Origin of the sequence: Mucilaginibacter sp. (assembly GCF_025359345.1) — a bacterium.
Taxonomy (GTDB): Bacteria; Bacteroidota; Bacteroidia; order Sphingobacteriales; family Sphingobacteriaceae; genus Mucilaginibacter.
Window position 1 is genome coordinate 103728 of record NZ_JANYGQ010000017.1, and the last position, 21890, is coordinate 125617.

Below are 21890 nucleotides of genomic sequence, written 5' to 3' on the forward strand. Positions count from 1 at the left end.
GGGCTACCCGGCATTTGATGAGCTATATCTATTCGCACGAGGAATCGGATTTCCAGGTTTTTAAAGATGATATCACCTACCATTTGGCGACTGGGAAATGGAGCGTAACAGGCTTTAGTTCTTAAATGAGAGCGTAAATTTCGTCCCCTCATTTACTTTGCTCTTTACGGAAATGCTTCCGCCCAGGCTGGTAATATGGTTATAAACAAGGTACAGCCCTATTCCCTTACTGTCGGCATTTTCATGAAACTTTTGGTTAAATCCAAAAATCTTTCCTTTTACTTTTTTTAGATCGAAGCCCAGGCCTTCATCTGCGAAAATTAATTGAGTACCCCGCGTATGTTTTTTTGAGGTTATTGATATTAATGGCACACTATTGGGCCTGGCGTATTTTATGGAGTTGGTAATGAGGTTTAAAAATATGCTTTCGAGATATGCTTTATTAAACATAACTGTTTTAGCTTTAGAAAAATCCGCCGTAACTACTGCGTTTGAGTTTTTAATTATCGACTGTGTGGATTGTAACACTGCGTTTAAGCAGCCATTCAAATCCAATTCCTCAACATTTACGTCCGAGCGATTTTTCTCAATTAAAGCATCAACATAACTATTTAGTGTGTTCTTCAAACTATCAGTAGTTGTTTTCAAAATACCGATAAATTCAAGCGTTTCTTCGTCCTGGATTTTTGAAACGTCGAGCAACGTAAAAACTGAAAGGAGGTTACTTACCGGCGTACGCAAATCGTGCGAGGTCATGTACGCCAATTGTTTCAAATCATCGTTTAATTTCGTAAGATTTGTTAGCAGCAGGTTTCGGTCCGCTTCCTGTTTTTTCTTTGCTGTAATATTTTTGGCAATGGCAAACACCACCTTATCGTTGTTAATTGGCATGGATGTCCAATGGAGCCACACTATTTCGCCGCTTTTGGCGACATAGCGGTTTTCGAAATTTAACAGGGGGATATCGTTCAGCAAATTATCTCTTAACGTGGCAGTAATGTCCTTGTCTTCGTGATAAATAAATTCGTGAATTGGTTTTGCGAGCAGCTCTTCGTTAGTATAGCCTAATAGTTTAGAAACAGCGGGATTTATCTTTTTGAAATACCCGTCGTATCCGGCAATACAAAGTAAATCGGGCGACAAATCGAAAAAACGCTCGATATTAAAATTTTTATCTGACCCTTTTTTATTCCCTTTCGTCGCCATCCTTTGATTCTTATAGCTGTAAAAGCCCCATTTTTAGGTAAAAAGCAATGCGAAAGCCCGTCCCTTAATATCTAAAACTACCGCTGTTTGCTAAAATAGCAAAAATGAAATAACCGGAAAATGTTATTATTAACAGATTTATGGGGGAATTTTTCATTAAAACCTTAGCTGTAAAATTTCGTATAAGGTAACGGTGCATTTCTGATTTAGAAAAATAACGATTTGCACCTGTGAGGTTGACTATGAAAAAAGTTATTATTGCTTTAACCGTTATTGTATTGGTGGCTACCGCCGCCATCGCCGTTACGCACTTTTATTCCGTTAAAATTCTTTCGGCAGGCAGGGCCTACACTAATTTCGAATCGCAATATTCAAAAGGTGAAAAGGATGCTACCCGGCATTTGATGAGCTATATCTATTCGCACGAGGAATCAGACTTCCTGGTTTTTAAAGATGACATTACCATACCACGCGGCGACAGCATCGCCCGCGAAGCATTATCGGCGGGGAAAGACACAAGAATTGCGCGTATCGGTTTTTTAATGGGCGCAAATCATCCTGATGATTTGCCCGAGCTGATATGGTATTACCAGCATTTTAAAAACGAGGCTTTTTTTAAGAAGGCGATAAAAGCCTGGCAGCAATCAGACGTGCTGGTGGCAAATTTAAACCTGATTGGTTCGGCTGCGCACCGGGATATTGCCGCGGGAAAAGAGGTTGACCAGGAAGCTATTGTGCTACAGATAAACACAATATCAGACAACCTGACCATTCAACAGCGCGATTTTTCGGCCATACTGGGCACAGCGTCCCGCACGGTTGACCATTACGTTTTTATTGCCGATATCGTAATATCCGCTATTATTTTATTCAGCACTGCTTTGCTTGCGGGGCTGATGCTTAAAAAATTACACAGCTCGAAAAAAGTGATTGTCGACCAAAACCTGGCCCTTAAAAGCATGAACGAGCGGATAAACCATTTTGTGTTTGCTGTTACACACGATTTACGAGCCCCTTTAACGTCATTAAGCGGGTTGGTTTCGGTGCTCGAAAAAGAGAAAGATATTACTAAGATTTCAACCTATACTGAAATGATGCAGGAAACCATCCAGCTTCAGGATAATTACATAAAGGAGGTACTGCATACTATCCAGAATGAAAACAATGACATTGGGCCTTGCAAACTAGACGAAATTGTAAACGATGTAATAACCCAAAATAGCTTTTTTGAAGAAGGCAAGAAAGTGAAATTTGTAAGTGAACTGGCGGTTTGGGAAGTTAACTGCAATGTCACCGATTTAAAAACTGTGTTTAACAACCTGATATCAAACGCCATAAAATATGCCGATTTCAGCAAGCCGGAGCAATGGGTAAAAGTGAAATCATATAGCGATGGTAAACATTGTGTTATAGAGGTTGAGGACAATGGGATAGGTATTAAACCTAATCAGTATACAAATATTTTTAACAAATATTTTAAAGCGGGGCTCAATAAAAAAAGTATGGGGCTGGGCTTGTATTTTGTTAAACAGGCCATAGAACAAATGCACGGTACTATCGCCGTTAAGTCATCACCGGGCAGCGGTACTTCGTTTATTGTGGCGCTGCCATTGTGAGGCTGTTAAACTATTACTTTTCCCGGGTCACCGTTCATCCTTTCCAATTTTACAAGGAAGATATCTGCCATTAAACCAGCTCTTTTCTTTGCATCAACCGCCATAGGCCCGGTAAAATTACTATCAATCGTATCTGCAAATAAAACAAGCCAGCGCTCAAAATGAGGCGAACTGATTTTTAGCGGGGCATGTTTGGCAAATGGGTTGCCTCTATATCCCGGTTCCGCAAAGAGTGCAGCATTCCAGAAAGCATACATCTTGTCGAGGTGCGGCTGCCAGTCGCCGGTTATTTTTTCGGAGAAAACGGGGCCTATCAATTCATCTTTTCGCACTTTGTTGTAAAACTCGTTTACAAAAAGTTTAATATCCGCTATACCGGTAATGTCTTTCATTTACTATCCCCCGAGGCAAATATACGCTGATTTTAAGTTTGCATTGTCACCCATTCGTTACTATCAATTGCTCGTATGCAATTTCCAGCGACTCAACCGCTACCTCGTTGCCTTCGCTTTTTAAATCGGTGCTGGTGATTTTTGTAGGCCAGGCATTATTAAGCTGCCATTGCATAGTTGTGTTGCCGTTTTCGTCAAGCAGCCTTATTATTACCGTCATCCTCTTAATCGTGTTCATGGCAATTTGACTATGCCAGTTCCAAAAGGTATTGTCGTTAACAAAAACACCTCGTTTCATGGTCACGTTCCCATATTTAACAATACCGGGCATTTTTTCAGTCGAAAAAAGCGGGTTGTTGCTTTTGCGGTATTCAATTATTGGGTTCTCAACATCCATTCCTGATACTTCCTGGAACGCTACGTTTTTTAAGGCGTTGCCAAAGTCAACCTCGAACCTGAATTTTGGCATGGGCCAGGTTGCGCCTTGTGTGCTGCCGTCGTCGTTATTTGCCATGGGGGGGATCTTTTTACCTGGTAACCAAATTCGCTGTCTCATTGGCCAAACCTATTGTGGCAATTGCGCCGCTGTTGAATTTTATAAAGTCAGCCTCAATTCCATCGCTGAATATAACGCCGCCTGCTGGCATTAATGATTCTATGGTTAACGAGTGTTTGTTTTTTATTAAACCAGCGGTTATCCCGATCTGTGTCCGGATGCTTTGGAATGGTTCGCGTACCGCAAAAAGTAGTTCGTCATCTTTTAATCTTGGCCTTTTTAGCTTCAAATTTTTCTCGAACATACCGGCAACACCGTAAGCCATATTGAACACGGAACTTAACCAGCCAGTTGACCCCGCAACTGTTGAAACTATTAATCCGCTGGAAGATTGTTCTTCGGTTTTTTCGCCAAAAGCAATTTTATAACGGGACGACACATGCGATGACGCGCCTATAAACAAATCGTTAAATGCCAGCAGCCGTTGCCCGTCGTTGAGTTTAGCTTCCGCAAAGCGCATTGTTTTGGAGTTATATTGGCTGGTTATTACTCCTTCTACGCCACCGATAAAATCACCGGCATCAAACGGGAGTAAAACCCCGTCATAGCGTCCTTTGTCCGGGTTTACCGCAACAATAGGGATACCTTTTGAGTATTTGGCGGTATTAGCAACCAGCCCATCCTGTCCGACAACAACAATTACATTTTTTTCGGAAAAGATAAATGAAGGCATAAAGCCGCGGTCGAGCAGCTTATATTTTATAACTTTCGAAAGCTGGGTTTGCAGCGAGTTTAACGAAGCATGAAACATTTCGTGCTCTGCCTCATAGTCTTCAAAGTTACCGCCAAGCCTTTCAATATAAAACTTAGCCTGTGCCTTTGTATTAAAACGTTCGATTAACGACTCGAGCCGGGTTTTATTTTTTACGATGATTGCATATTCTACGCCCATCTCTTATTTCTTTTCCTTCCTCTCGGTCTTGTCGTTTAAAAGTGTGTCCAATAAATCAGGGCTGATATTGAGGTTGCCTATTTTGTCTGCATTTTCAGCAAGTTCTCTAAATGCTAACGATATATTGAATTTAGGGTCGGGGTTATTGTTCAAAGCCGTCAGCGTTTTCCAGTCGATATTTTTATACGGCGCCAGCGTCGTTTCAATTACGAAACCCTGCGTTTCTGCTTCTTTTCGGTCGTTCTCGGTTTTTTGCTTTATTAATAGCTTTCGCTGGTTTTCAACTGCGATATCGGCTTCGAGTTTCATTTCCCTAAGCTTTCGGTCGTTATCAGCTTTTTGAACATCTGATTCCATTTTCTTTTCGGCAATCTGCTTTTGCTTCTCCTCAACAGCTATTTCGGTATTTAACTCGCTCTCTTTTATCCTGCGTTCCTGTTCAACGGCAAAGTTGCGCCTTTCGTAAATGGCCTGGTCGGCCTCCTGCTGCAGTTTCTCCCGCGTATCCGTCTCCAAAGCCCTGGCCATTTCTGGCGTAGCCGAAATGCCTAATATATTTGCACCTAGTATCTCAATCCCAAGCATGCCAATAGCAGGTGCGGCCTTTAGTCCCTCAATTATCCGCTCTTCAATTGCCTTTGCCGCACGGATGGCATCTTTAAGTTTGATGCCGTGTATATAGGATGATGTTGCCGTTTGCGCCTCGTTGATGATGCGCTGGTTTAACTTTTCAATATCGTTTTTCTTGTACTGCCCGTAATCGTTAACCGTAAAATCAAGCACATCCGAAAGTTCTTTCGGTTTACTGATTTTGTAGCTTATCTGCCCTTGTATATTTACCGTTTGGTAATCATTTGTCGACTCGCTAAAGATAAACGGCAAATCGTTGCTTCCCATGGGGATGGCAACTATGGAGCTATTTGGCGCAAAGTAAAAAAACGAAAGGCCGCGACCCTCTTTTATGATGCCTCCATTTTTAAAATGGAGCACGTAAGTCATCGCGTCAAATTTAATGTGCTTTATCCCGAACATGATAATGGTTATAAATTGTAAAAGGCCTGGTTAGGTAGCCAGCTAAATGTAGCAATATTTATTAAATTTCAATAAAAATGAAATTTTCGCCGGAGTGTAGTTTACCCCAAAAACGTCCAGGCCAAAATCCTGCTGGCCTTTTGCCCTTGCGCCATATTGATGGTTTTTACATTAATGGCACGTACCCTGGTTAATGCTCTTTGCACTATTGGCACTGTTTCTTTTTTTGATACCAGCGTTGTAAACCATTTGCAGTTTTCGGGAATAACGGCGCTTTCTTCAATCATCCGTGTAATAAAAGCCGCTTCGCCACCGGGATACCACAGTTCGGTCTTTTGTCCGCCAAAATTTAGCGGCGTTTTTTGGTTAGGGTTTACGCCAAGCTTTTTCCACTTGGTTTCAGTCGCATCCTTTGCTTCAAGCGCCGAAGCATGGAAAGGCGGGTTGCAAATACTTGCATCGAATACCTCACCACCATTAATTATGCCATTGAAAATATTGGTTTTGCTTGCCTGTCTACGGATGTCAATTTTATCCCTTAGGTGTTTATTTAAAGCAATTATGTTTTTTGCCGACGCAAGGGCAATAAGATCTACCTCTGTGCCAACAAATTTCCAGTCGTACGCACTGCTGCCTATTAAAGGGTAAACAACATTGGCACCTGTGCCAATATCAAGAATTTTTACTTTGTTGCCTGTTGGCACAACGCCATTGTTGCTTTCGGCCAGTAAATCGGCCAGGTAATGTATGTAGTCAGCGCGGCCAGGTATCGGCGGACAAAGATATCCATCCGGGATATCCCAGCTATCAACCCCGTAAAAATGTTTTAACAAAGCTTTGTTTAAGGCTTTAACTGCCTCTGGGTTCGTAAAGTCTATCGATTCAATATCGTACCGGTTAACAGCCACAAACGGTTTTAACGCCGGGTTGCTTTTGCAAAGCACTTTAAAGTTATAGCGGTCGCGGTGCAGGTTGCGCGGGTGCAGGATTTGCTTTTCCTGCGGAGTTGAATTTACGGGCGTTGTCGACATGGGCGCAAAGGTAGGGGTTTAAATCACGGTAAAAAATTATGCCTTTTTTTCGGGAACAGAAACAGTTGTTCTTTCTGTCTGTTATGCTTTAAAATAACAAAACTGCATCTGTTTTAGTGTTGATGAAACCCTTTATTTTGCATTGAAGTTTAATCAACCCGCTATGGATACAACAGTAATAAGCAATCAGGAGCGCAATCAGCTAAGGCAGGACACCGCCGGAACTGCAAATGTTATACATTTTAACAATGCCGGCGCCTCGCTGCCGCCCGATGTGGTTGTTGATACCGTAGTTGATTATTTAAAGGAAGAAGCCCTGGCTGGCGGATATGAAACAGAATATAAATACCGGGAGCAATTGGCGAACACCTACGCCCTTATTGCAAAGCTTATTAATGCAGAACCGGAAGAAATTGCCGTAGTTGAAAATGCCAGCACGGCCTGGTGTATAGGCTTCAATGGTATCGACTTTAAAGCAGGTGATGAAGTTATCACTTCCGAAATGGAGTACGTAACCAATATCATTGGATTTTTAAATGCCGAAAAAAATAGCGGTATTAAAATCAAGCTGATCCCCAATGATGAAAACGGGAACTTTTCGCTGGCAGAACTGGAAAATGCCATATCGCCCAAAACAAAACTTATCGCCATAACGCACATAGCGTCGACCACCGGGGGGATGATACCTATTGTTGAAATAGGTAAGATAGCCCGGAAACACAATGTCTTATACCTGGTTGATGCATGCCAGAGTGCAGGGCAGGTGCCGGTTGATGTTAAGGAAATTGGCTGCGATATGCTATCGGTAACCGGGCGTAAGTACCTGCGTGCGCCCAGGGGAACAGGTTTTTTATTCGTAAAAAGAGAAATACAGGACAAACTGAAACCATTATTTATGGACGGATTTAGTGCACCCGATGTAAAGCCGGCCCGGTTTAACTTAAGGGCCGATGCGCGCAGGTTTGAACTTTATGAAAAGAACAGGGCGCTTACCCTGGGCCTCGGTAAAGCCATTGAATATGCGTTAACAATCGGCATCGACCGGATATGGGAGCGAATACAGTTGTTAGCAGCAATATTGCGTGGTAAACTTACCAGTATCGATGGCATAACAGTGCAAGACTTTGGCGCTGAACAATGCGGAATTGTAACTTTTACCGTGCACGGATTTGATGCGGCACAGGTGAAAAATTACCTGGCGCAAAAGCATATTAATGTATCGGTAGGTAAAGCCATTTCAACTCTGTATTTTATGAACAAAAACAATTTAACAAACGTGGTTAGGGCATCAGTACATTATTATAACACCGAAGAAGAGATAAATGCAATGTGCGATGAGCTGCGTGTCTTATTAAAACAATAGTTTGCTGGGTAACCCATTTGTTACGGCAAAATATTACCCGATAGCTGCTGCAGGCTGAAATAATTAATAAAAATGCGTTCTTTTATACTTTTTATGGAGTGCTAATTAACGCTCTAAAAAGCAGTGAAGAAAAGCAATATTATATTACACCTGTTTTTTTGGGGGCTGGCATATGTGTTTTGGATATTTATCTTCCGCAACAATACGCTGGTGCTTACCCGCGCCATAACCATACAATTTTGTTACCTTATTTTTATTGCGGCCAACTATTACTTTAATACCGCTTACACTATTCCCCGGCTGCTTAATAATAAAAAATATGCGGTATTTGCATTATGCTTATTGGCCGGTATTACGTTTACGGCGGCCTTGCGTGTCCCGGTAACCATATTGGTAAACATCCATATTTTTAACGTCGCCAATTTTCATCCCGATCTGCTTGCTGTTTTTTGGGATTCGTTTATCAATATCCTGTTTTGGGTGGTTATTATATTGACAGGTAAATTTGTTGCCGACAGGGTGCGGTCGGGTATTTATATTGAGCAGATAGAAAGGGAAAAGGCTGAGCATGAGCTCGATTTCTTGCGGGCGCAGTTTAACCCGCATTTTTTGTTTAATTCCATCAATTCCATTTATGCCCACATCGATAAATCGAACAAAACAGCGCGCAACATGCTGCTGGTATTTTCGGAGATGCTGCGCTACCAGTTGTACGAATGCAATGTGGAGCAAATTGAGCTTAACCGCGAGCTGAACTATATTAAAAACTACATCGAAATTCAAAAAAGCCGGATGGACGAGCGGATTAAAGTGAGTTTTTGCGCCGGCGATATAACTGCACCCATAAAAGTGGCCCCGCTGTTATTAATTACTTTTATTGAAAATGCTTTTAAATATGTGGGCTTTAACGAGGCTAAAGAAAACCGTGTAGATATCAATATGAAATATGAGCATGGTAATTTGTGTTTCAGGTGTTTTAATACCACGGATGGCCATATAAATCCAGTCGAAAAATCATCAGGGCTTGGAATAGCCAACGCCAGGCGGCGCCTGGAACTTCTTTACCCCGGCAGGCATTCACTAAAGATTGAAAATCATGACGACAGCTTCGAAATCAATTTAATTTTGCGTAACGTATGACCTTAAAATGCCTTATTGTTGATGATGAGCCTATAGCCCGCAAACTGTTGCAGGAATATATTGAAGAAACCGATTTTTTAAAACTGGCAGGCGCTGCCGAAAACCCGTTAAAGGCAGCCGGGATGATAAATGAACTGCAACCCGACCTTGTTTTCCTCGACATAAATATGCCAAAAATGAGCGGGCTCGATTTTTTGCGGTCGACCAATAATTTGCCGATGGTTATTATGACGACTGCCTATGGCCAATATGCTTTGGATGGCTTTGAACTTGCCGTGGTTGATTACCTGGTGAAGCCGTTCTCGCTGGAGCGGTTTTTAAAAGCATCGCAGAAGGCGCTCGAACTGCATACTTTGAAACAGAAAAAGCCTGCTGCCGGTAGCGCAGAGGCCAACCACATTTTTGTAAAGTGCGATGGCAAAATTGAAAAGGTGCTGCTTGATGAATTGTTGTACATTGAAGCACTCGCCAACTATGTAACGATTTACACTAAAACCGGCAAACTGGTGGCCTACCTCACCATAAAAGGAATTTTAGAAAGCCTGCCGCACACCAAATTCTTGCAGGTACACAAAAGCCATATCGTAAACCTTGATTTTATAACCACTATTGAAGGGAACATGCTCCATGTTGGCAATACAAAAATAACCGTAGGGCAGAGCTACCTTAACGAGGTGATGAGCGTGGTTTTGAAGGACAGGTTTATCAAAAGATAAATGGCCTGTTGTAACCTGCTATTTGTTTATCATCGGCAAAATATAATTCATAACTATTTTATATTGCATAGCTACTACAGCCTCGTTAAATCCGTGTGCCGCTTTGGGTAGCAGGAAATATTCTTTTTTTGGTGCATTTATTTTTTTAAAATACGCTGCCGAAATTTCTTTTGGGGTTAAAATATCTTCTTCACCCTGTATAAAATATACCGGTATTTTAAATTCAAATCCATCTCTTAGAAAATCAACACCGGCCATCATCGGTTTAATGCCGAAGCCTTTGTCGCCAACGTAGTTGATAAAAGAATAATCGTCCCCGTCTTCGCGGTTTTTGTCGTCTTTGGCATTATCATATTCGGGCGACATTTTCCACATAGATGCCGGGGCGGGAGTTGAATTCAGCGCCTCGTATTTTTTTATAACCCGAAACAGTTTGCCCGCGCTCCGGGCAGAATCGTACGGTGGGGTACCAATTTTTTTAAGTATATCTACCGATTTCTGGTCGCCGGCGTTGGTAGCAATTTTGAATATCTTTTGGTAGTCGTACACTAAATTTTCGGCAGGGTTAACCACCTGCGAGTGCCCCAGGTAGGCATAAAAAAGGTCAGGCCGTTTTAGCGCCATTGTTGCACCCAGCACCGAGCCCCATGACGTGCCGAATAGGATGATTTTTGGCTTGTCGAGGTATTTGGCCAGATAGGTTGATAAAGCAATACCGTCTGCTGCCATCAGGTCGATAGTCAAAGGGTTTGCTTTCCAGTATGCAGGGCTAGGTTCAGCAGGTGCATTGCGCCCAAAAGTTCGTGCGGTTCCGCGCTGGTCCCACTGAACAATGATAAAGTCCTTTTCCCAACTGCTATAATTTGCGTTTGCATACGGGGTTATCGGGCTGCCCGGCCCGCCATGCAAAAACAGTATAGCGGGTTTTGAGCGGTCGCCTTTTATGGTTACCCATTGGTCGATGCCGTTGATGGGAATAAAGCGTTCTTCCGAAATTAAGTTGGTGCTTGTTTTTGTTTGATTGGCTTGCGCAAATAACGGGTTGATAATTGCGGTGATGAAAAATAGTAGGAGCGAAGCCGTACGAAGCGCTGTTTTCTGCATGTTAGATAGCGGTGCACAATAGATGCAGGCTATATGTAGATGATATTGGATGAACTATGTTACGCGGCGAAGAAAGTAATTCTATAAGTTTATGAAAAGGAACTCATTAACTTCCCCCGCATCCCCCACACGAACTTCCCCCGCATGAACTTCCGCAGCTTGAACCGCCGGACGCACCTGAATCACCGCCACCCCAGCCCGATGTTTGTCCGCGCTCTGCAATGCTTGCTAAAGGAGCAAATGTAGCTACAAATGCTACACTGCCTATTGCAAAGTAATTCCACTCCCAGTCGTCGTCCGATTTCTGGGGTACAATATTTTTAAAGTAAAATTTAGGCAGGGCAATTGTTCCGATAGCCGATGTTAAGCGTTGCAGGTAAACAAAAGCGAAGATTGCAAAAGCTACTAAAACGGCCGCAATAAGTGTAACCGGTCTATCCCTGGTGACCCCGGTTATCAGCCTTCCGCCTCCCCATGAAAACACGATAGCGAGCAGTATAAAGTTTGTAAGGTACAGCCCGATAAACTGTTTTGAGCTGCAAACATACGCGTTAAGGCCATCCATGGCCCGCGCTGTTTTATTGAATGCCGGCTTTAACGCCAGCTGCTTCACCAGCGAATCGTAGCCCACGTTTGGGTTGGCGTCGATAGTTTGCAACACACAAATTTCAACCGGGGTATTCATCGCGGCGGAATCAGTTACCGCCAGCGTATTATTGGGGAAGGCTGATACTTTTCCAGAGGAAACCAATTGGCTCACTACACCATTAATTACTTCCACTATTTTATTTTTGCGCAGGTAAACCAGTTCGAGCGCTGATAAATTAAATACAAAAGCACATTTTTGCCGGCTATCGATAATTCCGCTAAGCATAACCAGGTTGTAAAATTCGAGCGCTATAAAACAAGCGCCAATTATTAGCAGGTAATAAAGTAAAAAATCGGGGTTGTCTATGAGCACATACGTCGGTCGGAATAACCAAAAGGCGCCGAAAGCAGCTGCAATTAAAATGGGTACACCAAACGCAGTTACTTTTATTGGCGTCAACGATGATTGCGGCATTAACAACGACCCGTACATATCTTCATATTCCCAAAACTCCGGCGTTTGCGGCCCGAAGTTTTCGATGTACAGTTTGGCGGTACGTTCGCTGGCCGATTTAAACTTTTCGAAATCCGCGTTGTGGTGCGTGGCTGGTACATGGGCTATTTTTTTGCCCAATACCCGGCAAAACTCGTCGTACGACTGGGTGAATATTAAGTGCTGGTGCCAAACCACATCAACGATAGGCGATGGTGAAACCATATATTCCGAAACTGCCGCCAGGTACATGAACTTTTTATACTCAGCAATTGCATCACGTGCGAAATTAACCGTCCAAAAATTCTCGTTTTCGAGCCGGGTTGAAAAGCTGTACGCGCTTACTGGTTCATCCAGGTTAAAATCCAATACGTTTTGCCAAAGTTGCTGGTCCATTTTTAAAATGCCGGGAATGGTTTAAATGTAGTAATTTACCCGGATACCAAAACCAATGTTTACATTTATATCATCCAAATTTAATGCTATGGAAATTAATTATTGGTGGCTTATCCCGTTTTTACTGCTTATGGCCTTGTTAGTAATCTGGCTGATTAAAAGAAACCAGAAGGACGAAAAGGTATTTGAGAAAAAGATCATTCAGTCGGAACTGAAGCCGGACGATGACGATCATGATGAACCCGTTCCGCATTAGAGAGTCGTCAATTAACTTCTAATAAAAAATGTTTTTTCAAAATAATATAGTAAGCCATAAAATATATTAGATTTAGATATAATAATATCTAAAGGCCTGGCCGGGTGAAAGAAGACAAGAAGCCAACTAAGTTTTGGATGAAAATTTCTCTTTTTCTCGGCAGGGAGATGAGCCTTACGCTCTTGTTTTGGATACTTATCTTAATAATTATGCTCATCAGGAGCTGGTTTGTTTAATAATGAATGGTGGTTAACCCAATAGGTATCCATTAAACCCTTCCCGCTGAAAAGACTACCGTTAACAATTAACTTAATTTTTTTAATAGCTGCAGCAGGTTTATCATTTAAAAGGGCGATGTATTCGTCATCATTGGTAACCAAACAGCCAACATATAGTCCCATCTTTAACAGCTCGGGCGACGTTTTGTAGGTAAACCATTTACCGTCAGCCCGCATATAGCTTATCTGCACATGCGGAGGCTTGTTTACAAAGGCTTTTATTTTGCCCGGCAGGTTATATTGTACATCCAGCTTTATAAAATTGAAATTGGTTACCGGTATGGTGTCGGTCGGGGAAAACTCAAACCGTTTGATGTGTTTAAATTGCAATGGTGCAGTCTTATCGTTCCGCTGTAATACAAGACGCTGCCTTTGGTTAGATGCGAAAGTATCAGCCAACGTATAATTGCGCAGGATGAAAAGATTTGCCAGGCTTTCGTCGTTAAACGGGTATCTGTTGTCGATAGCATCATAATCGTATATCAAAAAATTTGGGGCCTGTTTTACAAAGTAATCGTAATTGATTTTTTCAAGTCCTTCGGTGTAGGCTGAAAACGACTGAAATACCGGCCGGGGCTTATAGTTTAATTTATTTTCAATCGCATACTCGCTATCCCATGGAAAAACATCCACCGGTTTATTGCCGATAATATCCAATACCCTTTGAGGTACATATCGTTTGCCGGGATGATTAATATGTGATGCCGGTCTATAAGCAACAACCTGTTTTATATAGGTAACCGGTGCCGCTACCCGGCTGCTGAGCGAATAAGCAGCGCCACGGTTATACAGTACAAAGCCAAGGGCAAAAAGTACGATGATCATGGAGTACTTCAAGGTTGATTTTTGAGCGTTACGGGCTGTAAAGTTGCAAAGCAGTACCAACGGGGCAAACGAAAAATATTCGTACAAGTGCTGCGCATCATTGCGCAAAACAGCTTGTTTTTGCAACAGGAATAGGAATACGATGCCCGCAATTGTGTACATGATTTGGTTATGTTTTTTCGCGGCTACCTGTCGCCATAAACTATATAAAAGTAACGCGAGCATCGCCAGAAAAAGCAAATATAGCGCGGTCTCAATTACAGCATGGCTTTCATCAAGATACATCACATCGTTATATCCCTTTATTATTTCGAGCGAGCCGGTTATATAGCTTAAAATTGAAACATTTAGCAATATCGCCGATAACATGATGAGTACAATAAACCAGGCAAACCAACCAAACAGGTTTATAATGGTTAGTTTTTTTGCAATAAACATGTTGATAAAATGACCACACAGCAATACCATGGCGATTAGGCCGGTATTCATTTTTATATAAAAGGCCAGCATCGTTAGTGTAATTAGTATAGCAAGGTATAGGGGCCGCGGCTCAATAAAGGTCTTTATCATCCAGTAAATGATAAAGAACAGTAATACCCACGAAGTATCGGAGCCAAAGCATGGATTAACCAGCAACGCCAGGCATATAACTATAGCAAAAGCCGATAGCTTATTAGTATTGTTTTTTATAAAATCGGCAAAAACAAAATAGAAGTTGATGACTAAAAAAAGATCAAATAACGCCATTGCCAGGGCCGGAATCCCCTGCCCGGTGCGGGTGGAAAGATTAGCCAGCGGTCCGTAAGTATATACAATATCCTTACCCCATGCCCAATGTTTGGCAAACGCATAATCAAGTGTCACTTTCCACGATACATCCAGTCCCAGCCAGCTCGGACCCTTATCAACAAGATAATTGTTGATGGCAAACGGGGTGCTAACCATTAATGCAGCGAATACTGCAGCAAGGCATTGCCAGGAAAGGAGGGAGGAGAAAAGCTTTTTCATTTAAGCTGTATTGCAATTGCCGGTTAATGGGTATAATAAATATACTCTTTAAATCGGGGTGAGGTTGCTTTGAGAAATCGCTTTTATAAGGACGCGGATTTACCATTCATTGCCGCACAGGGGGGGGGCCTGTGCTGGCATATTTATCCCCTCCAGGGAATGATGTTTGGTTCTGCATAATATTTATTCCCTGAAAGGGAATTACCCGTTAGCGCAGGGCACCGCCCTGCGCTAAATTACGCCCCAAATTGCCGCAAATGATGATCGGTATGTTTATACACAAACTGCCCAACCTGCTCCGGCGTCATTTTTCCGAAAAACCAGTATACAAGGTACGGGGGCCGGTAGTTAGCATATTCTTCAGTCAGCGCAATCCATTTCTTTTTTTCGGCTGATACATCACCTTCTTTTTCGGTAACCTTAAAGGCTGCCGCAGTAGGTGCATTCCGGCTCATTGGGGTTTCATCTTTCAGCATTTTTTTTAAAGTAGACTGGCCAAGCAAACGACCCAAAAACATTCTAGGGTGTTTTGTTTTACCCAAATACATTTCTTCCGCCAGTACGCAGTGTTTCAGCATCTGGTAAATATTCATGCTGCCCCATTGGGCGATGCTGTTTTCGTTAAGCGTGTTAATCCTGCCAATCAGTTCGTCCCTGGTCGGCTTGTCAAATATCGATTTCATCGGTTTTTTTACTCTTAATTTTTTATAAGTTGGGCCAGCGAAAACCAATTTCCCGAGTCGTCCTTAAACAACGCCTCGGTGCCATAAAATTCCTTTTTTGGGGCTTTGGTAAACTCAACGCCTTTTGCTTTTAGTTCTTCGTAAGTTGCGTATACATCGTTACAGGTAAAAACACCGCAGCCAAAGGTGCCGGCTTTTATCAATGCACGCAAGCTTTCGGCGGCCTCCTTGCCGTACCAGTGGCCTTCTGCCACAGGTGTTAAGTTAATCTCCAAACCGGGTTGCTCCGGCGGCGCCACAGTAAGCCAGCGCTGGCCGTTGCCCATAGGCACGTCAACTATTACTTTAAAGCCCAGTTTTTTGGTATAAAATTCGTATGCACTGTCCTGGTTAAGAACAAATACATTCATGTGCGTTAGCGTGGTTATCATGTGTTTGGTGTTATGGTTAACTATTAAATTGCCGCAGGTGATGGTCGGCATGTTTATAGGATAAATAACCTATTTGCTGGTTAGTTATTTTTCCGAAAAAAGCATGCTCCGAATCCATGTTTCCAAAATTTGCATAAGCCTCCAGTAATGCTATCCATTTCTTTTTCTCGGTGGCGAAATTGATGCCCGGTGGAAATACCTTTAGTTCAGGAATTGTCGGCAGGTTTCGCTTAACGGGGCGTGCATCGCCAATAATATCCTTCATGGCGACTTTGCCAAACAGGCGGCCTAAAAATATCCTTGTAAATTTTCTTTTTCCCTGCAGCATTTCTTCGTACATGGTACAGTGCGCCAGCATCTGGCGGATATCCATTTTGCCCCATTGGGCGGCGTTACTTTCGGTTAACGTGTTTATCCGGGCAATTATCTTATCCCGTGTATTTTGGTCAAATATTGTTTCCATATTATGATGCAAATAACGCTTGCCGGTAAGGTAATCATTTCTTTAAAATTGCTGTTTTTATAGCCAGCCGCTTTTTTCGGCAAAGCAGGCAGGGACGAAACTCAATGGCGATTTTTTTATTTGCTGTTGCAGATTTTGCTGCTGTGCCGCATAAGCAGAGGGACTTAAGCCAGCAACCCGTTTAAACAGCCCGCTGAAAGAGCTTAAACTTTCAAACCCTACGGCATAACAAACTTCAGAAACCGGGATGCCGGTTTTTAACAGCTCGCCCGCTTTTTCAATTCGGACATAAATTAAATACTGGTGCGGGGTTTTACCATACGTGTTTTTAAATGCGCGTATGAAATGGAATTTTGAGAACCAGGCTTCATCGGCGATGTTGTTTAAATCGATACTGTCGCCGTAATGGTCGTCGATATAGAGTTTTGCCTGCACTATACGCCGGTAAAAATATAGTTTTGGGTATTGATGGTTTTCCATTTATTTGCTCGTGGCCGAATTACTAAGTTAGGAAACAAATTGGGGAAAATGCCTTGTATTAATCTATGTGGCCTTTTTAACTACGCGAGGTATTGTTTGAGGATATTAATTCCCTCCTCCTTTCTTAAAGAATGTTATTGCCTTATAAGTATATTCGCATACCTAAGACGGTATTGATGAGCAAAGAAAGACTTCTCGAATTTTTTCAAAAGGGAAACCTCAATTCGCCGGCTATACGGAATGAAATTGCCGGCCATTTTGCTTTTAAAACCGTCGCCAAGGGCCAGTTGCTGCTGGTTGCAGGTAAAATATCTGACGAATACTTTTTTTTAGATAAAGGATACCTGCGTTGCTTTGCCTATGATACTGAAGGCAACGAGGTAACTACCAACCTTTGTTCGCCGGGGCAAATAGTATTTGAAATTTCATCATTTTTTAACCGCACCCGGTCGCAGGAAAACATACAGGCGCTTACCGATTGTGAGGGATGGTTTATCAACTTTGAGCAGTTGAATAACCTTTTTCATGCCTTGCCCGAGTTTCGTGAGTTTGGCCGCGGGGTACTGGTAAAAGGTTTCGCGGCGTTAAAAACCCGCATGCTTACCATGATCACTGAAACCGCCGAAGAACGTTATGCCCACTTGTTAAAAACCAATCCCGAAATTTTTCAGCATGCGCCATTAAAAAATATCGCATCGTATTTGGGAATTACAGATACTTCCTTAAGCCGTATCCGGAAAGAGTTTTCAAAAAAATAGCATAGTCCCCATTTCTTGCCAATTGGCAAGATACCTGCATTTTATAAGCAGTTCCTTTGCTTAGCAAAATAATTTGAAGCAAATGGAAACGTTACCAATTTATATAAGCATTGTTTTTGTGCTTACTACATTACTTACGTTGTTGCTGCTGTGCAAGGCCGGTAGCAACTCAAAACCACTAATTGTAATTGCACTACTATGGCTGTCACTGCAGGCTATTGCGGGCCTCATGGGTTTTTATACCATCACCAAAGGCACTCCGCCGAGGTTTGGGCTACTCCTTGTGCCGCCTGTTGTTTTTATTGCCATGCTTTTTCTCACAAGAAAAGGCCGGACTTTTATCGATGGGTTTGACGTTAAAACTCTTACGTTACTGCACGTTGTGCGGATACCCGTCGAACTCACCCTGTACTGGTTGTTTCTGCACAAAGCAGTACCACAAGTTATGACCTTCGAAGGCCGGAACTTTGACATCCTTTGCGGACTAACAGCACCTATTATTTATTATTTCGGCTATGTTAAAAATGTATTCGGGCGAAAGATAATGCTGGGATGGAACATGATTTGTTTACTGCTATTGGCCAATATTGTTGTTACGGCAGTTTTATCTGCGCCGTTCCCGTCCCAAAAACTTGCGTTCGACCAGCCGAATATTGCGATGCTTTATTTCCCGTTTGTGTGGCTGCCTTGTTTTGTGGTGCCTGCGGTTTTGTTTGCACACGTGGTTAGTATAAGGCGGTTAGTGAAATAGCGCAGGCCTGCGATCTGCGCTGGCGGATGCCGCCCTTTCAGGGCTTAATGATTTGCGTTCAATACAAGAGTTGCTTTAAAAAACACGTCACTTTAATTTGAAACAATCTCCCAAGCCCCAAGGGGGCGCGATTCATCAGCACAGGTCGCAGGCCTGTGCGCTCAATTAAATTCATTAATCACTAAAGGTTAATGAATTTAATTGGGTGTTAATCGTTTTGTTAACCCCTTTTTTAATAGGGTGCGGCTATTCTTGTAAAGCCAATAAAAACACAAACCAAATTATTAACAAACAAACCTTTACTATGAGAAACCACGCTTACATTTTTTTGCTTGCCTTAGGGTTTGCCTGCCTGGGCTGCAGCAAATCGTACCAACCACCTGCGCCACAATCCTTAAAACCGGTGCCGGTTGTTCAGCCGGTAAATTTTACGCCGGCCGATGCCGACGCAGCTTATACCGCATTCAACAAATACTTTTATAACCCTACCGCCAAACTTTATTACAACGCCACCGACAAAAGCGGTATTGGCGCGATATGGACCCAGGCCATCTACTGGGATTTGGCAATGGACGTTTATGAGCGCAAAAAGAGCGACGCCCAGATGCAAATGATAACCGACATATACGCCGGCGGGGCAAACCAGTACGACAATTATAACTGGAACAATACCACTACCTGGTTTATTTATGACGATATGATGTGGTGGGTAACGGCCATGGCCCGAGCCAATCAGCTAACCGGCAACGCTGCCTATCTGCAAAATTCAATCGCGGGTTTTAACAGGGTTTGGAATGGCTCGTACGATCCGGTTAACGGTGGCATGTTTTGGGATTTCCAGCACAGTGGTAAAAATGCCTGCATAAATTATCCTACGGTAATTGCAGCGGTGCGCCTGTATCAAATTACTAAGGATACCACTTACCTTGCAAAGGCAAAATCGGTTTACGCATGGGCCAAAGCAAATCTCTTTAATACTAATGGCCAGGTGGCCGACCATAAAATAGGTAACAATCCACCCGGCTACGAGAATTATACTTACAACCAGGGCACAGCTATTGGCGCTGCCGTAATGCTTTATAAAATTACAAATGATGCGAGTTACCTGGCTGATGCAAGACTAGCAGCCGATTACACCAAAAATAATATGTGCGTTGACGGTATACTTCCCGCGGAAGGCGATTTTAACGAGCAGGGTGTGCTGAAGGCCATATTTGCCCAGTACATAATGATGCTAATTAACGATGGCGGCCAACAGCAATACTTAAGCTGGATACAGCAAAATGTAAACACCGCATGGACAAACCGCGATAAGGCCCGTGACCTTACTTATCGCAACTATGCAGTTGCCTGCCCAACCGGTGTAATACAATCGTACGAAGCAAGCAGCGCCTTAACCTTTATGCAAATTTGCCCGCCATCGCAATAGAATATAAAAGGACTGCAAATAGAAAATTACACAATTAAACGCGACAGCCTGGTTTTTTAACCGGGCTGTTTTTTGTTTTGCATTATAAGTACGATTGAAAATTGCTGTTTTTTTCGGCAGGTTGGGGAGTAACTCTACAATCATATTTATGTGTGAAATTATTAACTGTCTGATTTTTAGGTCTTTTGTGTGTATTTTAATCGTTGGCACCATTATGCATTATTGAGTCATATCATATTAAAAAACAAATTGTAATTATGAAAAGATTCATTTTATCAGCAGCAGTATTAGTAGTAGGCTTAGCCTCAGTAAAAGCAAATACCTTAAAGACCAACGTGCAAAACGTTGCGATTGTTAGCCAGGCAGATACCGGTAAAAAAACACCTATTAAATTAGATGCCCTGCCCGACCCTATAAAAACTGTGCTTGGTACCGAAGTTTTTAAAACATGGGTACCAACAGATGCCTTTGCAGTAACCGCAGGCACCGCTCAGTATTACGAAGTTGATGTTAAGAAAGGTACCGAAACAAAGGCGCTAAAATTTGACAAAGACGGAAAAATGATTCAGTAAATTTCAGTTAATATTGTTTTATCCCTCAAAAGCCCCCGATATACCGGGGGCTTTTGTATTTTTGCCATACATCAACCCATATTACCTATGGCAAAAATATTGATAGTTGAAGACGATTTAACTTTCGTCCAATTATTGCAAGGGTTTTTGCAAAAGCAGGGCCACGAAATACTTACGGCACCAAATATTAAAGGCGGTTTAAAGCTTATTGCACAACACCCCTTTGATTTATTACTGCTGGACTACCGGTTGCCCGATGGTATCGGCCTCGATGTGCTTATTAAAGAGCGCGAAACGGGTTCTGTGGTGCCGGTTATTATCATGACCAGTTTTAACGATGTGCGCACTGCAGTGAAGGCTATTCAGTCGGGTGCGTTTGATTATATTACCAAGCCTGTTAATCCGGATGAGTTGCTGATGATAATGCACAATGCACTTAATGGGAAAAAGCAACCAGCCCAAACTACATCGAACGAGCAGCCGGAATTTATAAAAGGCAGCAGTCACGATTCGGACAAACTACATGAGCATATAGATGTAGTTGCGCCTACCGATATGGCTGTATTGATACAGGGCGAAAGCGGTACCGGCAAGGAGTATGTGGCCCGTACCATTCACAGTCAGAGTAAACGCGCGGCAAAGCCCTTTGTGGCCATTGATTGCGGGGCGTTATCAAAAGATTTAGCGGCCAGCGAACTTTTTGGCCATATTAAAGGGGCATTTACAGGTGCAATAGCCGACAAAAAAGGTATGTTCGAGTATGCCGATGGCGGTACGCTTTTTTTGGATGAAGTAGGTAATTTGAGTTACGATGTGCAAGTAAAGTTGCTGCGCACCTTACAGGAGCGGGTGATACAACCGCTGGGCAGCAATAAACAAATACCTGTTAACGTGCGGATAATTACTGCAACCAACGACGACCTGGTAAACAGCGTAAGCGAAGGCGATTTCAGGCAGGATCTTTATCACCGCATTAACGAATTTAAGATACAGCTATCGCCTTTGCGGTTTAGAGATGGGGATTTGGACATTTTTATTAAACATTTTATAACACTGGCAAATAGGGAACTGGGTCGTAACGTAAACAGCATAGCGCCCGATGCCAAAGAAATATTACATAAATACGATTGGCCGGGCAACCTGCGCGAGCTAAAAAATGTGATTAAGCGCATGGTGTTATTAAGCCAGTCGGAAATTGCCGGGGCCGATACCCTGCCTGATGAAATGTTGTTTTCAGTATCAAACCATATCCTTCAAAACCGTGATTCAGATTTAAAGGCCCAGAATGAGGTAAATGAAAAGCAGCTGATTCAAAAAACGCTTATCCAGGTAAAATACAACAAATCAAAAGCGGCAAAATTGCTAAACATAGACAGGAAGACGCTATACAGTAAGATTGAGCGATACAGGCTGGATAGTTAAGGTGCTCTT

The 21890-nt window shown here is 42.6% G+C and carries 23 protein-coding genes; 10 read left to right on the forward strand and 13 right to left on the reverse strand.

Going from position 1 to position 21890, the window contains the following annotated elements; all coding sequences use genetic code 11:
* Nucleotides 1-114: 114 nt before the first annotated feature.
* Nucleotides 115-1206: a PAS domain-containing sensor histidine kinase gene (locus tag Q0R52_RS09570; protein ID WP_295794301.1), complete on the reverse strand. Its 1092-nt coding sequence runs from the start codon at nucleotides 1204-1206 to the stop codon at nucleotides 115-117.
* Nucleotides 1207-1448: 242 nt separating this feature from the next.
* On the opposite strand from Q0R52_RS09570, the gene Q0R52_RS09575 reads away from it, so the two are divergent.
* Complete coding sequence (locus Q0R52_RS09575; protein ID WP_295794302.1) at nucleotides 1449-2822, forward strand: HAMP domain-containing sensor histidine kinase; 1374 nt, start codon at nucleotides 1449-1451, stop codon at nucleotides 2820-2822.
* 5 nt (nucleotides 2823-2827) lie between these two features.
* On the opposite strand, the gene Q0R52_RS09580 is transcribed toward Q0R52_RS09575, so the two are convergent.
* From Q0R52_RS09580 to rlmF, 5 genes are all read right to left on the reverse strand, one after another.
* Complete coding sequence (locus tag Q0R52_RS09580) at nucleotides 2828-3214, reverse strand: group III truncated hemoglobin (protein ID WP_295794304.1); 387 nt, start codon at nucleotides 3212-3214, stop codon at nucleotides 2828-2830.
* A 46-nt stretch (nucleotides 3215-3260) separates the two neighbouring features.
* Entirely contained in the window at nucleotides 3261-3728 is a 468-nt protein-coding gene (locus tag Q0R52_RS09585; protein ID WP_295794305.1) for a phage tail protein, read from the reverse strand.
* A 13-nt stretch (nucleotides 3729-3741) separates the two neighbouring features.
* A complete protein-coding gene (locus Q0R52_RS09590; RefSeq protein ID WP_295794306.1) occupies nucleotides 3742-4662 on the reverse strand; it encodes a hypothetical protein in 921 nt (306 codons plus the stop codon).
* 3 nt (nucleotides 4663-4665) lie between these two features.
* Nucleotides 4666-5694 (reverse strand): SPFH domain-containing protein, encoded by a 1029-nt coding sequence (locus Q0R52_RS09595; RefSeq protein WP_295794307.1) that lies wholly within the window; start codon nucleotides 5692-5694, stop codon nucleotides 4666-4668.
* 101 nt (nucleotides 5695-5795) lie between these two features.
* On the reverse strand, nucleotides 5796-6725 hold the full coding sequence (gene rlmF / locus Q0R52_RS09600) for a 23S rRNA (adenine(1618)-N(6))-methyltransferase RlmF (RefSeq protein ID WP_295794309.1): 930 nt from the start codon (nucleotides 6723-6725) through the stop codon (nucleotides 5796-5798).
* A 163-nt stretch (nucleotides 6726-6888) separates the two neighbouring features.
* On the opposite strand from rlmF, the gene Q0R52_RS09605 reads away from it, so the two are divergent.
* The 3 genes from Q0R52_RS09605 (at nucleotide 6889) to Q0R52_RS09615 (ending at nucleotide 9944) form a co-directional block, all read left to right on the forward strand.
* Entirely contained in the window at nucleotides 6889-8088 is a 1200-nt protein-coding gene (locus Q0R52_RS09605; RefSeq protein ID WP_295794311.1) for an aminotransferase class V-fold PLP-dependent enzyme, read from the forward strand.
* A 123-nt stretch (nucleotides 8089-8211) separates the two neighbouring features.
* The gene (locus tag Q0R52_RS09610; protein ID WP_295794312.1) at nucleotides 8212-9228 is read left to right on the forward strand and encodes a histidine kinase; all 1017 of its coding nucleotides are present in this window, start codon (nucleotides 8212-8214) and stop codon (nucleotides 9226-9228) included.
* On the forward strand, nucleotides 9225-9944 hold the full coding sequence (locus Q0R52_RS09615) for a LytTR family DNA-binding domain-containing protein (RefSeq protein WP_295794313.1): 720 nt from the start codon (nucleotides 9225-9227) through the stop codon (nucleotides 9942-9944). Before Q0R52_RS09610 ends, Q0R52_RS09615 begins: the two co-directional genes overlap by 4 nt.
* An 18-nt stretch (nucleotides 9945-9962) precedes the next feature.
* Here Q0R52_RS09615 and Q0R52_RS09620 read toward each other — a convergent pair whose 3' ends face one another.
* Nucleotides 9963-11048 carry an alpha/beta hydrolase gene (locus Q0R52_RS09620; RefSeq protein ID WP_295794315.1) on the reverse strand — a complete coding sequence of 362 codons (1086 nt, stop codon included), beginning with the start codon at nucleotides 11046-11048 and terminating at the stop codon, nucleotides 9963-9965.
* Between the two features lie 106 nt (nucleotides 11049-11154).
* The gene (locus Q0R52_RS09625) at nucleotides 11155-12525 is read right to left on the reverse strand and encodes a hypothetical protein (protein WP_295794317.1); all 1371 of its coding nucleotides are present in this window, start codon (nucleotides 12523-12525) and stop codon (nucleotides 11155-11157) included.
* An 88-nt stretch (nucleotides 12526-12613) separates the two neighbouring features.
* Between Q0R52_RS09625 and Q0R52_RS09630 the strand changes: the two genes are divergently transcribed.
* The gene (locus Q0R52_RS09630; RefSeq protein ID WP_252793765.1) at nucleotides 12614-12781 is read left to right on the forward strand and encodes a hypothetical protein; all 168 of its coding nucleotides are present in this window, start codon (nucleotides 12614-12616) and stop codon (nucleotides 12779-12781) included.
* Between the two features lie 200 nt (nucleotides 12782-12981).
* Here Q0R52_RS09630 and Q0R52_RS09635 read toward each other — a convergent pair whose 3' ends face one another.
* The 5 genes from Q0R52_RS09635 to Q0R52_RS09655 form a co-directional block, all read right to left on the reverse strand.
* Nucleotides 12982-14892: a hypothetical protein gene (locus tag Q0R52_RS09635; RefSeq protein ID WP_295794320.1), complete on the reverse strand. Its 1911-nt coding sequence runs from the start codon at nucleotides 14890-14892 to the stop codon at nucleotides 12982-12984.
* A 236-nt stretch (nucleotides 14893-15128) separates the two neighbouring features.
* Nucleotides 15129-15575, reverse strand: coding sequence for a DUF1569 domain-containing protein (locus tag Q0R52_RS09640; protein WP_295794322.1), 447 nt, complete (start codon nucleotides 15573-15575; stop codon nucleotides 15129-15131).
* Between the two features lie 14 nt (nucleotides 15576-15589).
* Nucleotides 15590-16057, reverse strand: coding sequence for a VOC family protein (locus Q0R52_RS09645; RefSeq protein ID WP_295794323.1), 468 nt, complete (start codon nucleotides 16055-16057; stop codon nucleotides 15590-15592).
* Nucleotides 16023-16469, reverse strand: a complete 447-nt coding sequence (locus tag Q0R52_RS09650; RefSeq protein ID WP_295794325.1) for a DUF1569 domain-containing protein — start codon at nucleotides 16467-16469, stop codon at nucleotides 16023-16025. The genes Q0R52_RS09645 and Q0R52_RS09650 overlap by 35 nt, the downstream gene beginning before the upstream one ends.
* Before the next feature lie 57 nt (nucleotides 16470-16526).
* Nucleotides 16527-16949 (reverse strand): AraC family transcriptional regulator, encoded by a 423-nt coding sequence (locus Q0R52_RS09655; RefSeq protein WP_295794327.1) that lies wholly within the window; start codon nucleotides 16947-16949, stop codon nucleotides 16527-16529.
* Nucleotides 16950-17125: 176 nt separating this feature from the next.
* On the opposite strand from Q0R52_RS09655, the gene Q0R52_RS09660 reads away from it, so the two are divergent.
* The 5 genes from Q0R52_RS09660 to Q0R52_RS09680 all read left to right on the forward strand — a co-directional run bounded on the left by Q0R52_RS09660 (nucleotide 17126) and on the right by Q0R52_RS09680 (nucleotide 21881).
* Nucleotides 17126-17707: a Crp/Fnr family transcriptional regulator gene (locus Q0R52_RS09660; RefSeq protein WP_295794329.1), complete on the forward strand. Its 582-nt coding sequence runs from the start codon at nucleotides 17126-17128 to the stop codon at nucleotides 17705-17707.
* Between the two features lie 82 nt (nucleotides 17708-17789).
* Nucleotides 17790-18458, forward strand: coding sequence for a hypothetical protein (locus Q0R52_RS09665; RefSeq protein WP_295794331.1), 669 nt, complete (start codon nucleotides 17790-17792; stop codon nucleotides 18456-18458).
* A 304-nt stretch (nucleotides 18459-18762) separates the two neighbouring features.
* Nucleotides 18763-19887 carry a glycoside hydrolase family 76 protein gene (locus Q0R52_RS09670; protein WP_295794333.1) on the forward strand — a complete coding sequence of 375 codons (1125 nt, stop codon included), beginning with the start codon at nucleotides 18763-18765 and terminating at the stop codon, nucleotides 19885-19887.
* 257 nt (nucleotides 19888-20144) lie between these two features.
* Entirely contained in the window at nucleotides 20145-20459 is a 315-nt protein-coding gene (locus Q0R52_RS09675) for a hypothetical protein (RefSeq protein WP_295794335.1), read from the forward strand.
* 87 nt (nucleotides 20460-20546) lie between these two features.
* Complete coding sequence (locus Q0R52_RS09680; protein ID WP_295794337.1) at nucleotides 20547-21881, forward strand: sigma-54 dependent transcriptional regulator; 1335 nt, start codon at nucleotides 20547-20549, stop codon at nucleotides 21879-21881.
* The last annotated feature ends 9 nt before the right edge of the window (nucleotides 21882-21890 follow it).